The organism is Curtobacterium sp. MCLR17_032, from assembly GCF_003234795.2.
Lineage (GTDB): Bacteria > Actinomycetota > Actinomycetes > Actinomycetales > Microbacteriaceae > Curtobacterium.
Window position 1 is genome coordinate 84,211 of sequence record NZ_CP126268.1, and the last position, 14,679, is coordinate 98,889.

Genomic DNA, 14,679 nt, shown 5'->3' on the forward strand with positions numbered 1-14,679 from the left:
GAGCGTTGAACCACCGGACGTAGACCCGCCGACCGCTGCGCCCCAGCACAGCAGCGTTCAGGACGCCGCGTCCCCGCGCTGCCGGTCGTAGTCCCCGCGCATCCGCCACCCGGCCATCGCGCGGGTGACCTTCCCGTGTGGTGACCGGGTCAGCACCGACCAGAGCGCCAGTGCCAGAAGGACGATCGGGACGGTCACCGCGGCGAGGACGATGCGTCGGCCCGCCGCTCCACCGTCGTCGAGCCAGCCGACGTGCACGAGGTGCAGGAGCAGGAAGGCGAGCGTCGAGACGACGATCACGATGCTGGTCCGCCAGTACCGACGGACGGCGTCGCGGAACCCGGTGTCCAGGACCGTGCCCTCGGCGAGTTGCACGGTGTCCCCGACGGTGAAGGTGTGCGCACCCGCCCGGAGCACCGTGCGATCGTGGTCCGGCACGGCCGGCCGTCCGCGGCGCGGGCGCTGCCAGTCGACGTCCTCCAGGTGTTCGACCTCGTCGTCGATGACGAACCACCCGCCCTCGAGGTCCTCGGGCCCGGTGACGACGCGGTGGCTGCTCACAGCCCCATGATGGCGGACCGCGACGAGCCCGCGGACCGCGACGAGCCCGCGGACCGCGACGAGCCCGCGGACCGCGACCAGCCCACCGCCAGCACTACCGCTGCTGCTGCCCCTCCGGCACGAACGCCCGCACGGACAGCAACTCCGCGGACTGCTGTCGGCACGCCGTGTACGCCGTCGACGCGACGAACAACGACTGCTTCGACCCGGGCGGGTAGACGCGGAACCCGTCGGGCTGCTGCGTCGTGCAGTTCCCCGGCTCGAGGTTCCCGGCCTGCACGATGCGGAGCGGCGCGTACGCCGTCTGCCCGGCGGTGAGGGTGACGGTCGGGTGTGCACCGCTGCGGTCGAGCGTCGCCGACGCCCCGATCTGTGTGCCGTTCCCGTCGCCCACGAAGGACACCCCCGGCCAGCCCTGCAGCGTGCACGAGGCGTTCCCGGTGTTCCGCAGTGCCAGGTTCAGGTACACGCTGCCGGCCCCGCCGCCACCGCCGTCGACGATCGACCCGGCCAGCGTCGACACCGCGCAGGTCCCCGCTCCGGAGGCCGTGCCACCGTCCGCCGGACCGGCCGCGGCAGCGCCGGTCGAACCGGCATCCCCCGACCCCGCAGGAGACGACGCCATCGGAGACGACGACGGCGCAGTCGACACCGGCGGCGCCGGCGACGATGGTGCTGACGACGAGGGTGCCGACGACGAGGACGGCGCCGTGGTCGACACCGCCGACGACGCACCCCCACCGCCACCCGACCCGCCCGTGCACCCGGTCAGCGCGAGGACGACCGCCCCCGCCAGACCCACCGTCCCGACCAGTGCGCGCAGCGGGCGCGATCCGGTCACCTTCCTGGTGATGTCTCGACTGCTCTGTCCCATGGGCGCCACACAACCACTTCCACTGTGGAACTGTCTCGCACGTCCTCCCATTGGCGCACCACCCGCCAGCGAGTTCGGGCAGGATCGGCATCGTGCACGTCGACGACGACGTGCGGACACGGAAGGCACAGACCGATGGCAGCAGGAAAGCACGAAGCAGCACGCGGCGACGACGAGCGGGCGGACGGCGTGGACGCACGCGCCGGCCAGTTCGTGGACAGCGACATCCCCGGTGAGCACCGCGTCACCGACGACGAGCCGGCCGGCGAGTTCGTGTCGAGCGACATCCCCGGCGAGGCCCGTCCGGAGCCCGACGGCGAGTCGGGCGAGTACGTCGAGTCGGACATCCCCGGCGAGCCCCAGCCGGCCGGACCGGAGGACACCGGGCACTACACCGACCGCGACCAGTAGCGGCCGGTCACCCGCTCAGTTGGCCACCCGCCCGTCGGTCAGTCGACGAGTCCCGCCTGCGTCAGCAGGCGGAGGGTCTCGACCCCGGCCGGCGGGCAGCGTCCGGCGTCCTCGGAGGTGACCCACTCCACCTCGTCCACCTCTGCGGAGGCGACGGGTGTGGCGGTGTCCAGCGTGCCTCCCGGCCGTGCCAGGAAGAGCGTCATCGCGACGATCGTTCCGGGCGCCTGCCCGTGGGCGGGTTCGGTGACGACGGCGAACTCGTCGACGTCGTCGGCGGTGAGCCGCAGGCCGGTCTCCTCGTACGCCTCGCGGACGGCGGCGTCGACGGCGGACTCGCCGGGTTCGACCTTGCCTCCGGGCAGGTACAGGACGTCGCGCCCGCGGGCGCGCACCATCAGGACGCGGCGGTCGCGGACCAGTAGGAGCGCGCTGACGTCCAGGACGGGCACGGCCGGGAGGCCCGCCCCACCCGAGCCGGTCAGCTCGCGTCCGCCTCGTCGTCGCGCACGCGCGAGGCCAGCGGCACGACCGCCGAGGGCACGTCCGCGACCGGCTCCGGGCGCACCCCGAAGAGGGCGTCCAGCGCCCCGGTGAAGTCGTCGCCGCGACCGGCGCGGCCGAGTTCCCGGGCCCGCACGGAGGGGCGGTGCAGCAGCACGCCGACCAGGTGCCGGAGCGCCCGTTCGGTCTGTTCCGCGGACTCGGGGGTGGTGTCGCCGCGACGCTTCACGCGGTCGATCTCGTCGTCCAGGATGCCGAAGACGTGCTTGCGCAGGGCGACCAGCGCCGGGGTGGTCGACTGCTCGAGGGCCTGGGCGCGGAACCGGGAGACGGCGTCGTCGACGATGGCGCGGGCCTCGGTCTCGGCGTTGAGCTCGGCGATCGGCGCGTGGATGCTGATCGTCTCGAGGTCGAGCATCTCGACGCCCTCGACGTCGGCGGCGTCGGGGTGCACGTTGCGGGGGAGGCCAAGGTCGATGACGATCCGTCGGGCACCGTCGTCGAGGTCGCACGCCTCGACCACCGGGACCTCGCTCGAGGTGCAGGTGATGACGACGTCGCTCGCACCGATCGCGGTGCGCAGGTCGGTGGCGGCGACCAGGTCGTGCTTGGCGGCGAACCAGGGGGCGCGGCCGGAGGGCGAGAAGACCTGGATCTGCTCGGCACCGCGGTCGCGGAGGGCGGCGATGGTGGTCGCGGCGTAGCTGCCGGTGCCGACGAGCAGCACGCGGGTGGCGGCCCAGTCGGTGATCCGCGACGAGGCGAGCTCGAGTCCGAGACGGACGAGCGACCGGCCGGCGGCGCCGATGCGGGTGCGGGTCTTGACCCCGCGTGAGGTGTGCGCCGCCTCTTGGAAGAGGCGTTCGAGCTCCGAGGTGGTGGTGCCGTTGCGGCGGGCGTCCTCGAGGGCCCGTCGGACCTGGCCGGAGATCTCGGTCTCGCCGACGACCACGGACTCGAGCCCGCTCGACACGGCGAAGAGGTGCTGCACGACGTCGCCGCCGCCCAGGACCTGTACGGAGTCGAGGACCTCGTCCGCCTGCAGCTCACTCGCTGCCGACACGGCCTCGACCGTGGCGCGGACGGCGGCCTCGTCGTCACCGGCGATGTCGAGGTAGGCCTCGAACCGGTTGCACGTGGCGAGGACCACGGCGCCGTCCAGGACGTCCGAGTCCGTGACGAGGTGGCTGGCCGCCGCGGGTGCTCCGATGCTCAGACGCTCCAGGAGGTCGAAGCTGGCGTTGCGATGCGACGCCGTGAGACAGATGAGCACGTCTTCAATCGTAACCCCGCCGTCCCGAGTGCCAGATCGGAGATCCGCCCTGTTCGCGGTGGGAGAATCACCGGGTGACCGACGCGCTCCCGACCACCCATCCGCTCGCCGACGGCCGCACCGCGGGCTCGCGGCTCGTCCGGGCCCTCCGGGGCGACCGCCCGGAGACGCTGCCGGTCTGGTTCATGCGCCAGGCGGGCCGTTCGCTGCCCGAGTACCGCGACCTCCGGGTCGGCACGGCCATGCTCGACGCGTGCCTCGACCCGGCCCTGGCGTCGGAGATCACCCTGCAGCCGGTGCGCCGGCACGGGGTCGACGCCGGCATCTTCTTCAGCGACATCGTCGTGCCGATCAAGCTCGCGGGCGTGGACGTCGAGATCGTCCCCGGTCGTGGCCCCGTCCTCGGTTCCCCGGTCCGGACCGCCTCCGACGTCGACGCCCTCGGTCGCCTCGAGCCGGAGGCCCTGGCACCGATCTCCGAGGCCGTCGCCCGCACGGTCGCCGAGCTGGGCACCACGCCGCTCATCGGCTTCGCCGGTGCCCCCTTCACCCTGGCCGCCTACCTGGTCGAGGGCGGTCCGTCGAAGGACCACATCCGCGCCCGCACGATGATGCACGCCGACCCGGAGACCTGGTCGCGCCTGCTGGACTGGGCCGCCGACGTGTCGGGGGCGTTCCTCCGTGCCCAGGTGCTCGCCGGCGCCTCGGCCGCGCAGCTCTTCGACTCGTGGGTCGGTTCCCTGTCGCGGGCGGACTACGTCGAGCGGGTCGCACCGCACTCGGCGACCGCGCTGTCCCACGTCGCCGACCTCGGCGTCCCGCGCATCCACTTCGGTGTCGGCAGCGGTGAGGTCCTGGCCGACATGGCGACCGTCGGCGGCCACGCCGAGGCGGTCGACGCGGTCGGCGTGGACTGGCGCCTGCCGCTCGACGAGGCCGTGCGGCGCGTCGGCACGGGCGTCACCGTGCAGGGCAACATCGACCCGGCGATGCTCGCGGCACCGTGGGAGGTCCTCGAGGCCCACGTCCGCGCGGTCGTCCGCCGCGGTGGGGTGGCCCGGGCGCACGTGGTGAACCTCGGCCACGGGGTGCCGCCGGAGACCGACCCGGACGTGCTGACCCGCGTCGTCGAACTCGTGCACTCGCTCGGCGACGGCACCGACGGCACCGGCGACACCGATGGGACGGACCAGGCCCGGAGCGCCGCGGCATGACCGACGTCGTCGTGGTCGGTGGCGGGGTCGCCGGGCTCGTCGCCGCGCGGGACCTGGCGAAGGGCGGCGCACACGTCGTGCTGCTCGAGGCGTCCGGGGAGCTCGGCGGCATGATCCGCCGACACACCGTCGCCGGGCTCGACCTCGACATGGCCGCGGACTCGTTCGCCACCCGGACGGACGCCGTGTCCTCGCTGGCGATCGAACTCGGACTGGGCAACGACATCGTCTCGCCGGACCCTCGCGGAGCCTGGCTGATGACCCGCGACGGCCGGACCGCTCCGATCCCCTCGACCGGACTGCTCGGGATCCCGGGCACCCCGATGGCCGCGGACGTCATCGCCGTCGTCGGCGGCCCGGCGGCGCTGCGTGCCCAGATGGACGCGCTGCTGCCCTCGCCGGTCGGTGCCCGTGCGACGTCCCTCGGCACGCTGGTCCGGCGGCGGATGGGCGCGAAGGTCCTCGACGACCTGGTCGTGCCGATCGTCGCCGGCGTGCACTCCACCCACCCCGACGACCTGGACCCGGACCGGGTCGCCCCGGGGCTGCGTGCGGCACTGCAGCGCGAGGGCTCGCTCGCCCGTGCGGTGCTCGCGCTCCGGAAGCGTGCCGTCGCGGGTTCCGCCGTGCAGGGCCTCCGTGGCGGCATCGCCCGCCTGGTCGACGAACTCGTCGCCGACCTCGACACGTACCGCGTCGACGTCCGGCTGCACACCCGGGCGACGCGCGTCGAACGTGCCGCGGTCGAGGCCACCTCCGCCGACGGCCGGACCGAACGACTGGCCGCTGACCACGTCCTCGCCACGGTCGCCGACCCGGCCCGGACGGCGGCGCCCAGGCGGTCCGGCATCGAGCTGCTCACGCTGGTGGTCGACCGGCCGGAGCTGGACGACGCCCCCCGCGGGACCGGCATGCTCGTCCACCCGGCAGCCGCCGGCGTCGCCGCGAAGGCGCTGACGCACGCGACCGTCAAGTGGCCGTGGCTGGCCGAGCGTGCGGCCGGGAGGCACGTCCTCCGTCTCAGCTACGCCCTGCCCCCGGCAGGTGCGGGCCAGGCGACCGGCGCTGCCGACGCGACGGGTGCGGACCCGGTCGCCACGAGCCTCCCGGTCGACCCCACCGGACCGGTGAGCACCCGCGCCACCACCGACGCGTCCGCCCTGCTCGGCCTCCGCGTCGGACCGGAGCACGTGGTCGGCGCCGCACGCGTGCTCTGGCACGGACCGGACGCCGAGGCGGCCGGACTGGCCGAGGGCGTCGTCGGCATCGGCGAGGCGTCGTCGGGCCGAGGCCTCTCCGGCATCGTGACCGGCGCCCGCACCGCGGCTGAGCGCATCCTGGATTCCTGAGCGGACCGCCGACCCGCCGAGGGCTACTGTTGGGGGAACCGTCGGACACATGCCGATCGGTGCATGACCCCGCAACGGTGCATCACCAAGCACACTGACCCAACGGAGGAAACGCTCATGCGTGGAAAGCTCCTGTTCGTCGCCGGCGCAGCACTCGGGTACGTCCTGGGATCGCGAGCCGGACGGGCGCGGTACGAGCAGATCAAGTCCGTCAGCGGCAAGGTCTGGAACAGCAACGGCGTGCAGAAGAGCGTGCACGACGTCGAGGGCTTCGTGCAGGACCGCACGCCCGACGTCGCCGACTTCATCGGTGAGCAGACCAAGAAGGTCGTCCGCAAGGTGAGCTCGAAGGCGTCGTCCAACAAGGGCTCGCAGATCTCATGACCGACACACGCGACCGGAAGTCGCGGTCGCTGTTCGGCCTCGTCAAGGACCTGCCCGACCTCGTCAAGGACCTGGTGAAGGGCGAGATCTCGCTCCTCAAGGCCGAGATGATCGGCAAGGCGAAGGTCTTCGGCATCGCCGCGGGCATCCTCGTCGCAGCGCTCGTCGTCGTGCTGTACGCGATCGGCGTGCTCCTCACCGCAGCGGTGATGGGCCTCGCCACCGTGATGCCGGCATGGCTGGCGGCGCTGCTGCTCGGTGTGCTGATGCTCATCGTCGCGGGGATCCTGGGTCTCGTCGGCTGGAAGCGCCTGAAGAAGGGCCTGCCGATCACGCCGAAGCGCACGATCGCCAGCGTCAAGAACGACGTCAACGCCGTCAAGGGCCTCGGCAAGAAGCCGACCCCCGAGACGCAGCGTGGCTCCCGCAAGCCCGACGTCGACGGCCGGTTCTGACCCCGTCGTCCTCTGACCCCCGTCATCCCCACGACCCCACCGGAGGACCAGTGACCGACCCCAAGGACGAGCACGGCGACATCGCCGACCGCGTCGCCGCCACCCGTGCCCAGCTCTTCGACACCCTCGACGCGATCGAGGACAAGCTCAACGTCCCGAAGCAGCTCGGCATCGCGGCGTCGAAGGTCAAGCGTGGCGTGGACGAGAACCCGGTGCCGTACCTGGCCGGGCTCGCAGCGGGAGTGGCAGTGGTCGGGGGTATCGTCGTAGCGGCGCTCCGACGACGGTGAACCACAGGCGGCGAGCCACCGCGAGCCACTGTGGAACGCAGCCCCGGACGCCCGCTCGGCGACGGGGACGGGCGACCCACACCCCTGGCAACCGTGCCGCTGGCGATCGTGCTCGCGGCCACCGTGGAGGACGACCGATCCATGAGCACTGACGTGCCCACACCAGCAGGAACCGCCGCCGCGCACAGCGCCGCGGCACACACCGACGCAGCGCACGAGACGGATCCCGCTTCCGGGATCGACCCGAACCTGCTCACCGCCTACGCGCTCTGGGCGGTGTTCCGCCGTCCGGTCGGCGCGGTCGCCCGTGGCGGTGACGACTCGGTCGCCGAACTCGACGCGGTCGTCGCGGCCGGTGCCGAGCGCGGCGTCACCATCCGTGGCTTCTACGACGTCTCCGGCTTCCGCGCCGACGCCGACGTCATGATCTGGCTGCACGGCGACGACGCGCAGGCGATCCAGGCGGTGCTGCGGGACATCCGTCGCACGGCGCTGTTCCAGGACGCCGAGCCGGTCTGGCACGCGATGGCCATGCATCGCGAAGCCGAGTTCAACAAGCGGCACACGCCGGCCTTCCTGCGCGGCAAGGACCCCGAGGCCTGGATCACGGTCTACCCGTTCGTCCGGTCCTACGAGTGGTACCTGCTGCCCGAGGACGAACGGTCGAAGATGCTCCGCGACCACGGTGTCGCCGGCGCCAAGTACCGCCGCGTGCTCACCAACACCATCGCCTCCTTCGCCCTCGGCGACTACGAGTGGATCCTGCCGCTCGAGAGCCCCGACCTGGTCGACCTCGTCGACCTGATGCGCGACCTCCGCTACACCGAGGCCCGCATGCACGTCCGCGAAGAAGTGCCCTTCTACACGGGTCGTCGCGTGACGACCGCCGAGCTCCCGGAGGTGCTGTCATGACCGACACCAGCATGATCACGAACGGACAGACCGTCCTCGCCGCCACCCCCGCGGCGGCGTCCGGCCCGGAGCACGTCGAGGAGCCGACCGCGTACGACGCGATCCTGCTCGCCGGCTTCGGCGGACCGGAGGGCCAGGACGACGTCATCCCGTTCCTCCGCAACGTCACCCGCGGCCGCGGGATCCCGGACGAGCGTCTCGAAGAGGTCGCGCACCACTACCGGCACTTCGGCGGCGTCAGCCCGATCAACGCGCAGAACCGTGCGCTCAAGGCCGCGCTCGAGACCGAGCTCGCGTCCCGTGGCATCGACATGCCCGTCCTCTGGGGCAACCGCAACTGGGAGCCCTACCTCGAAGAGGCGTTCACCGAGGCGGCCGACAAGGGCTACACCAAGCTCGTCGCGATAGCCACGAGCGCGTACTCGTCGTTCTCCAGCTGCCGTCAGTACCGCGAGGACTACGCCCGCGTGCTGAACGAGACCGGCCTGATCGACACCATCCAGATCGACAAGATCCGGCAGTTCTTCGACCACCCCGGCTTCGTCCGGCCGTTCATCGACGGTGTCCGCGACGGCATGGCCCGGGCGATCGCCGAGAACGACGGCCTCGACGTCGCGACCGAGCTGCAGGTGCTGTTCTCCACGCACTCGATCCCCTCGACCGACGCCGCCCGGTCCGGCCCCGACTTCCGCGGGTTCGACGAGCACGGCGCGTACGAGGCCCAGCACCTGGCCGTCGGCGAGGTCGTCCTCGACCAGGCGTGGGCGGAGCTCCTCGAGCAGCCCGAGCACGCGCACCTGCAGGGCACGTCGAAGCCCGCCTGGAAGCTCGTCTACCAGTCGCGCTCCGGCCCCCCGACGCAGCCGTGGCTCGAGCCGGACATCAACGACTACATGAACGAGGACCTCAAGGGCGGCCCGACCCGCGCCGTCCTCATCGTGCCGCTCGGCTTCGTGAGCGACCACATGGAGGTCATGTGGGACCTCGACGAGGAAGCCACCGAGACCGCCGGCGAGCTCGGCTACTGGTCGCTCCGCACGCAGACCCCCGGCATCGACCCCGCGTACGTCTCCGGACTCGTCGACCTCGTGCTCGAGCGGGTCAACGGCACCCCGAAGGCCGAGCGTCCGCACATGACCGACATCGGCCCCTGGTACGACGTGTGCCGTCCGGGCTGCTGCGAGAACGTGCGAGCGGGGTTCAAGCCCGCCGCCGCCGGCGTCGCTCCGTGACCGACGGCTCCACATCGAAGGACCCAGCAGTGCAGGACCCCGCAACACCGAAGACCCCGGGTGACAAGCCCGCGATCCGGCTCGGCACCCGTGCCAGCCGGCTCGCGGTCGCCCAGTCACAGGACATCGCCGACCGGCTCGCCAAGGCGTCCGGTCGGCCGGTGGAACTCGTCACCGTGACCAGTGAGGGCGACACGAACCGTGCCTCCCTGGCGTCCCTCGGCGGTACCGGTGTCTTCGCGTCGGCCCTCCGTGAAGCCCTCGTGGCGCACGAGGTCGACGTCCTCGTGCACTCCCTCAAGGACCTGCCCACCGCGCCGTACCCGGGCCTGACCATCGGGGCCGTGCCGAAGCGTGCCGACGCCCGTGACGTCCTGGTCGCGCGGAACGGTGCGACGGTCGAGACCCTGCCCGAGGGCGCGACCGTCGGCACGGGGTCACCCCGCCGGGCCGCGCAGCTCCGTGCCGACCGACCGGACCTCGACGTCGTGGACATCCGCGGCAACATCGACACCCGGCTCGCACGGGTCGAGGACGACCTGGACGCCATCGTGCTCGCGGCCGCCGGACTCGGCCGCATCGGTCGACTCGACGCCGCGACCGAGCTGCTCGACCTGGGCTTCTGGCCGAGCGCGCCCGGACAGGGTGCCCTGGCCGTGGAGATCCGCGCGGACGAGGACGACCGGAACCTGCTCGCCGCCCTGCGGAAGATCGAGCACGCCCCGACCCGCCTCACGGTGACGGCGGAGCGCGAGGTCCTGGCGAAGCTCGAGGCCGGCTGTTCCGCGCCGATCGGGGCGACGGCCGTGGTCGACGCCGAGATGCTCCTGGTGTCCGCGACCGTGTACAGCCCGGACGGGTCCGAGTACCGCACGGCCTCGCACGCGGCGATGCTCGACGGCTCCGCGCAGGACCGGCTCGACGAAGCGCTGTCGGTCGCCGGCCGGGTCGCCGACGAACTCCTCGAGAACGGTGCCGCCGAACTCGCCGACCTGCCCGCGACCAGCGGCCCCGGCACGGACGAACCGGACACCGGGCACACCGCCGGCCCCGGGCTGGCGAGCCCGGCCGAGTAGGGCGGGCACCACGGACGACACCCGGAGCCCCACGGACACCGCTGCCTCGGACACCGCTGCCTCGGACACCGCTGCCACTGGCCGCGCTGTCGTGCTGGTACCGCGTGGCGGTGGCTGGGGCACCCGGGTCGCCGAGTCCGCTCGGGCGCGGGGACTCGAGCCCGTGGTGGTGCCGCTCATCACGGACGAGCCACCCGCGGACACCGGCCCCCTCGACGTGGCGATCGCGCAGCTCCGTGCGACAGCCGCGGCCGCGACCGGAAGCGGCACGGGCCCCTGGCTCGTGGTGACCAGTGCGACCACCGTGCGCGTGCTCGTGGGACGCATGGCGGGCCTCCCGTCCGGCGTCCGCGTCGCCGCCGTCGGCACCGCGACCGCACGCGCTGCCCGCGCGGCCGGCTGGCCCGTCGACCTGGTGCCGGACGACGCCTCGGCCGCGGGCCTCGTTGCCGCCCTGCCGGACACCGACGGACTGGTCGTGCACCCGCGCTCCGACCTCGCCGCCCCGACCCTGGTCGACGGCCTGCGGGAGCGGGACATCCTGGTGGTCGACGTGGTCGCGTACCGTACCGTGGGCACCGGCGACGGGCCGATCACCCTCGACCCGGCGCCGGACGTCGTCCTCGTGACGAGCGGCAGCGTCGCCCGCGAAGTCGCCCGCCGCCTCACCCCACTGGACCCGCGGACCCGGATCGCCTGCATCGGCCCGGGTACCGCCACCGAGACCCGCGATGCCGGACTGCCCGTGCACGTCGTCGCGGCCGAGCGGTCCGCCGAAGCCCTGCTCGACGCCGTCGTCGAGACCCTCACCCCACACCCCGAACAGGAAGGTCACTCGTGACTGGACGCTTCCCCCAGGTCCGCCCCCGACGTCTCCGGGCCACCCCCGCGATGCGTCGACTCGTCGCCGAGACCCGGCTCCACCCCGCCGAGCTCGTGCTGCCGATGTTCATCCGCGAAGGCGCCACCGACGCCATCGACATCACGAGCATGCCCGGGGTCCAGCAGCACTCCCTCGACTCGTTCCGCCGCGCGCTCAACGAGGCCGCGTCGGTCGGCATCGGCGGCGTGAACCTGTTCGGGGTGCCCGAGCACAAGGACGCCGTCGGGTCCGGCGCGACCGACCCGGACGGCATCCTCAACGTCGCGATCCGGGTGGCGAAGGAAGAGGTCGGGGACGCGCTCGTCGTGCAGTCCGACCTGTGCCTCGACGAGTTCACCGACCACGGCCACTGCGGCGTGCTCGCGAGCGACGGTTCGGTCGACAACGACGCCACGCTCCTGCGGTACCGGGACATGGCCGTCGCGCAGGCCGAGGCCGGCGCCGAACTGGTGTGCATGAGCGGGATGATGGACGGTCAGATCGCCGCCGCCCGCGACGCCCTCGACACCGCCGGCCACTCCGGCACGGCGCTCCTCGCCTACGCCGCGAAGTACGCCTCCGCCTTCTACGGGCCGTTCCGGGAGGCCGTGGCCTCGACCCTGCAGGGTGACCGCCGCACCTACCAGCTCGACTCCGGCAACGGACGTGAAGGGCTGCGCGAGGTCGAGCAGGACATCGAGGAGGGCGCCGACATCGTCATGGTGAAGCCCGCCATGAGCTACCTCGACGTCCTCGCCCGCACCGCTGACACGTCGCCGGTGCCGGTCTGGGCGTACCAGATCTCCGGCGAGTACGCGATGATCACCGCAGCCGCCCAGAACGGCTGGATCGACCGGGACGCCGCGGCGATGGAGGCCCTCATCGGCATCAAGCGCGCCGGCGCCGACGCGATCCTCACCTACTTCGCGGTCGACATCGCCCGCAAGCTCAACGACGAAGCGGGCCTGCGCGCCTCCGGCAGCACCGCGGACGTCGCCGGCATCGCCACGACCGGGAAGGCACCCGAATGACCCCGACGACGACCAACGACCAGCTGTTCGGCCGCGCGAAGAACAGCATCCCGGGCGGAGTGAACTCCCCGGTCCGTGCCTACGGCTCCGTCGGCGGCACCCCGCGGTTCCTCGTCAACGCGAAGGGGGCCTACGTCACCGACGCCGAGGGTCGCGAGTACGTCGACCTCGTCGCGTCCTGGGGTCCGGCGATCCTCGGGCACGCCCACCCCGGCACCGTGGAGGCCGTGCAGCAGGCGGCGGCCCGCGGGCTGTCGTTCGGCGCCTCCACCCCGGGCGAGACCGAGCTGGCCGAGCTCGTGAAGCAGCGGGTGCAGGTCGACGGCGACGGTCCGATCGAGAAGCTCCGCATGGTGTCCACCGGCACCGAGGCGACGATGACCGCGATCCGCCTGGCCCGCGGGTACACCGGCCGCGACCTGCTCGTGAAGTTCGCCGGGCACTACCACGGCCACTCCGACTCGCTGCTGGCCGAGGCCGGCTCGGGTGTCGCGACGCTCGCCCTGCCCGGCAGTGCGGGCATCACCGCCGAGACCGCCGCGCAGACCCTGGTGCTGCCGTACAACGACCTCGACGCCGTCCGCCGCGCGTTCGAGGAGCACTCCGGGCGCATCGCCGCCGTGATCGTCGAGGCCGCCGCCGCGAACATGGGCGTCCTCGCTCCCGACCGCGGCTTCAACCGGGCGCTGTCGCAGATCACCAGTTCGAACGGTGCGCTGCTCATCGTCGACGAGGTCCTCACCGGCTTCCGCGTCGGACCCGCCGGCTGGTGGGGTCTCGAGGCGTCGAACACCGTCCCCGACGGCGCCGGCTGGAAGCCCGACCTGGTCACCTACGGCAAGGTCATCGGCGGCGGCATGCCCCTCGCCGCACTCGGTGGTCGTCGCGAGGTGATGGACTTCCTCGCCCCGCTCGGCCCGGTGTACCAGGCGGGCACGCTGTCCGGGAACCCGCTGGCGGTCGCCGCCGGCATCGCCACGCTCCGTGCCGCCACGGCGGACGTCTACGCGCACCTCGACCGCACCGCCGACGTGGTGTCGCGGGCGACGAGCGAGGCCCTGTCGGCCGAGGGCGTCGCACACACCGTGCAGCACGCCGGCAACCTGTTCTCGTTCGCGTTCACGGACACCCCGCCGCGGAACTACGACGACGTCCGGGCGCAGGACGTCTTCCGGTACGCGCCGTTCTTCCACAGCATGCTCGACTCCGGCATCACGCTGCCGCCGAGTGTGTTCGAGGCGTGGTTCCTGACCGCGGCGCACGACGAGCGTGCGGTGTCGCAGATCCTCGACGCCCTGCCCGCCGCCGCGAAGGCGGCTGCCGCCGCCTGACCCCCGCAACACGCAACGTCGGCGTCGTCACGCAGCGCAATGTCGCTGCGGAACGGCGCCGACGTTGCGTTTCGCGAGACGGACGGGCGGACGGGAGGCGCGGGGCGGCTAGTCCGCGCGGCGTGCGTGCCAGCGCCCACCGCTCCGCTCGACCGCCAGCGGGAAGTCGAACGCCGCCGACACCCGCGCCGAGCTGATGACCTCGTCCGCGCGCCCCTGCGCCACGACGGCCCCGTCACGCAGCAGCATCGCGTGCGAGGTGGACGCCGGCAGGTCCTCGAGGTGGTGGGTGACCATCACGCTGCCGAGCTCCGGCTGCCGCACCCGCAGCGCGTCGACGGTCTCGAGCAGGTGTTCCCGGGCGGCGACGTCGAGCCCGGTCGCCGGTTCGTCGAGCAGCAGCAGCCGCGGCTCGGCCATCAGCGCCCGCGCGATCAGTGCCCGACCCCGTTCACCCTGCGACAGCACCGGCCAGCGGGCGTCCCGGCGGGCGGACAGTCCGACGTCGGCGACGTGCTGCTCGGCACGGGCGACCTGCTCGGCGGTCGGTTCCCACCGCACCATGAGGTCGGTCGTGCCGGTCAGCCCGGTGAGCACGGTCTCCAGGACGGTGAGCGGCGAGAGCATCCGGTGCCGTGGGTCGACGTGGCCGATGTGCTCGCGGAGCTGCCGGACGTCGGCACGACCCAGGCGGTGCCCGAGCAACTCGACGGTGCCCGCGGAGGGGTGCCCGGTCGCGCCCAGGACGGCCAGCAGCGTGGACTTGCCCGCGCCGTTCGGGCCGAGCAGTGCCCAGTGCTCGCCGGCCCGGACGGTCAGCTCGACGTCGTGCAGCAGGTCGCGGCCGCCGCGGGTGACGCGGAGTCCGGAGGTGCGGAGGAGGGCGTCGGTCATCCCGTCATCCTCGCGCACCCCGGTGG

17 protein-coding genes are annotated in these 14,679 nt (G+C 72.9%); 12 read left to right on the forward strand and 5 right to left on the reverse strand.

What is annotated here, in order from left to right; genetic code table 11:
• Positions 1–57 precede the first annotated feature (57 nt).
• Together DEI97_RS00385 and DEI97_RS00390 are read right to left on the reverse strand one after the other, a co-directional pair.
• A complete protein-coding gene (locus DEI97_RS00385; RefSeq protein ID WP_111075378.1) occupies positions 58–561 on the reverse strand; it encodes a hypothetical protein in 504 nt (167 codons plus the stop codon).
• 94 nt (positions 562–655) lie between these two features.
• Positions 656–1,186 carry a DUF4232 domain-containing protein gene (locus tag DEI97_RS00390; protein WP_146248168.1) on the reverse strand — a complete coding sequence of 177 codons (531 nt, stop codon included), beginning with the start codon at positions 1,184–1,186 and terminating at the stop codon, positions 656–658.
• A 384-nt stretch (positions 1,187–1,570) separates the two neighbouring features.
• On the opposite strand from DEI97_RS00390, the gene DEI97_RS00395 reads away from it, so the two are divergent.
• Positions 1,571–1,846 (forward strand): hypothetical protein, encoded by a 276-nt coding sequence (locus DEI97_RS00395; protein WP_111075380.1) that lies wholly within the window; start codon positions 1,571–1,573, stop codon positions 1,844–1,846.
• Between the two features lie 38 nt (positions 1,847–1,884).
• On the opposite strand, the gene DEI97_RS00400 is transcribed toward DEI97_RS00395, so the two are convergent.
• Both DEI97_RS00400 and DEI97_RS00405 read right to left on the reverse strand, forming a co-directional pair.
• Entirely contained in the window at positions 1,885–2,298 is a 414-nt protein-coding gene (locus DEI97_RS00400; RefSeq protein ID WP_258376733.1) for an NUDIX hydrolase, read from the reverse strand.
• 29 nt (positions 2,299–2,327) lie between these two features.
• The gene (locus tag DEI97_RS00405) at positions 2,328–3,623 is read right to left on the reverse strand and encodes a glutamyl-tRNA reductase (protein WP_111075381.1); all 1,296 of its coding nucleotides are present in this window, start codon (positions 3,621–3,623) and stop codon (positions 2,328–2,330) included.
• Positions 3,624–3,697: 74 nt separating this feature from the next.
• Here DEI97_RS00405 and hemE point away from each other — a divergent pair, with 74 nt between their 5' ends.
• From hemE to hemL, 11 genes are all read left to right on the forward strand, one after another.
• Positions 3,698–4,837, forward strand: a complete 1,140-nt coding sequence (hemE, locus tag DEI97_RS00410) for a uroporphyrinogen decarboxylase (protein WP_111075382.1) — start codon at positions 3,698–3,700, stop codon at positions 4,835–4,837.
• Complete coding sequence (locus tag DEI97_RS00415; protein ID WP_111075383.1) at positions 4,834–6,186, forward strand: protoporphyrinogen/coproporphyrinogen oxidase; 1,353 nt, start codon at positions 4,834–4,836, stop codon at positions 6,184–6,186. Before hemE ends, DEI97_RS00415 begins: the two co-directional genes overlap by 4 nt.
• A gap of 117 nt (positions 6,187–6,303) precedes the next feature.
• Positions 6,304–6,570 (forward strand): hypothetical protein, encoded by a 267-nt coding sequence (locus tag DEI97_RS00420; protein WP_111075384.1) that lies wholly within the window; start codon positions 6,304–6,306, stop codon positions 6,568–6,570.
• Positions 6,567–7,025, forward strand: a complete 459-nt coding sequence (locus DEI97_RS00425; RefSeq protein WP_111075385.1) for a phage holin family protein — start codon at positions 6,567–6,569, stop codon at positions 7,023–7,025. The genes DEI97_RS00420 and DEI97_RS00425 overlap by 4 nt, the downstream gene beginning before the upstream one ends.
• A 50-nt stretch (positions 7,026–7,075) precedes the next feature.
• A complete protein-coding gene (locus DEI97_RS00430; RefSeq protein ID WP_239539903.1) occupies positions 7,076–7,315 on the forward strand; it encodes a DUF3618 domain-containing protein in 240 nt (79 codons plus the stop codon).
• A gap of 141 nt (positions 7,316–7,456) precedes the next feature.
• Positions 7,457–8,227, forward strand: a complete 771-nt coding sequence (gene hemQ, locus DEI97_RS00435; protein ID WP_258376734.1) for a hydrogen peroxide-dependent heme synthase — start codon at positions 7,457–7,459, stop codon at positions 8,225–8,227.
• Positions 8,224–9,459 (forward strand): ferrochelatase, encoded by a 1,236-nt coding sequence (locus tag DEI97_RS00440; RefSeq protein ID WP_181439292.1) that lies wholly within the window; start codon positions 8,224–8,226, stop codon positions 9,457–9,459. Before hemQ ends, DEI97_RS00440 begins: the two co-directional genes overlap by 4 nt.
• A 29-nt stretch (positions 9,460–9,488) precedes the next feature.
• Positions 9,489–10,535, forward strand: coding sequence for a hydroxymethylbilane synthase (gene hemC, locus DEI97_RS00445; protein ID WP_111075386.1), 1,047 nt, complete (start codon positions 9,489–9,491; stop codon positions 10,533–10,535).
• 91 nt (positions 10,536–10,626) lie between these two features.
• Positions 10,627–11,376, forward strand: coding sequence for a uroporphyrinogen-III synthase (locus DEI97_RS00450; protein ID WP_111075387.1), 750 nt, complete (start codon positions 10,627–10,629; stop codon positions 11,374–11,376).
• Complete coding sequence (hemB, locus tag DEI97_RS00455) at positions 11,373–12,428, forward strand: porphobilinogen synthase (protein ID WP_258376735.1); 1,056 nt, start codon at positions 11,373–11,375, stop codon at positions 12,426–12,428. The genes DEI97_RS00450 and hemB overlap by 4 nt, the downstream gene beginning before the upstream one ends.
• Positions 12,425–13,759, forward strand: coding sequence for a glutamate-1-semialdehyde 2,1-aminomutase (gene hemL / locus DEI97_RS00460; RefSeq protein WP_111075389.1), 1,335 nt, complete (start codon positions 12,425–12,427; stop codon positions 13,757–13,759). Before hemB ends, hemL begins: the two co-directional genes overlap by 4 nt.
• Before the next feature lie 108 nt (positions 13,760–13,867).
• On the opposite strand, the gene DEI97_RS00465 is transcribed toward hemL, so the two are convergent.
• Complete coding sequence (locus DEI97_RS00465; protein WP_111075390.1) at positions 13,868–14,653, reverse strand: ABC transporter ATP-binding protein; 786 nt, start codon at positions 14,651–14,653, stop codon at positions 13,868–13,870.
• Positions 14,654–14,679 lie beyond the last annotated feature (26 nt).

Excerpts from the sequence above, each read along its gene's own strand:
- DEI97_RS00465 (WP_111075390.1), bottom strand. The coding sequence starts at position 14,653 with ATGACCGACGCCCTCCTCCGCACCTCCGGACTCCGCGTCACCCGCGGC.
- DEI97_RS00420 (WP_111075384.1), top strand. The coding sequence starts at position 6,304 with ATGCGTGGAAAGCTCCTGTTCGTCGCCGGCGCAGCACTCGGGTACGTC.
- hemL (WP_111075389.1), top strand. The coding sequence starts at position 12,425 with ATGACCCCGACGACGACCAACGACCAGCTGTTCGGCCGCGCGAAGAAC.
- DEI97_RS00415 (WP_111075383.1), top strand. The coding sequence starts at position 4,834 with ATGACCGACGTCGTCGTGGTCGGTGGCGGGGTCGCCGGGCTCGTCGCC.
- DEI97_RS00425 (WP_111075385.1), top strand. The coding sequence starts at position 6,567 with ATGACCGACACACGCGACCGGAAGTCGCGGTCGCTGTTCGGCCTCGTC.
- DEI97_RS00440 (WP_181439292.1), top strand. The coding sequence starts at position 8,224 with ATGACCGACACCAGCATGATCACGAACGGACAGACCGTCCTCGCCGCC.
- DEI97_RS00395 (WP_111075380.1), top strand. The coding sequence starts at position 1,571 with ATGGCAGCAGGAAAGCACGAAGCAGCACGCGGCGACGACGAGCGGGCG.
- DEI97_RS00390 (WP_146248168.1), bottom strand. The coding sequence starts at position 1,186 with ATGGCGTCGTCTCCTGCGGGGTCGGGGGATGCCGGTTCGACCGGCGCT.
- hemQ (WP_258376734.1), top strand. The coding sequence starts at position 7,457 with ATGAGCACTGACGTGCCCACACCAGCAGGAACCGCCGCCGCGCACAGC.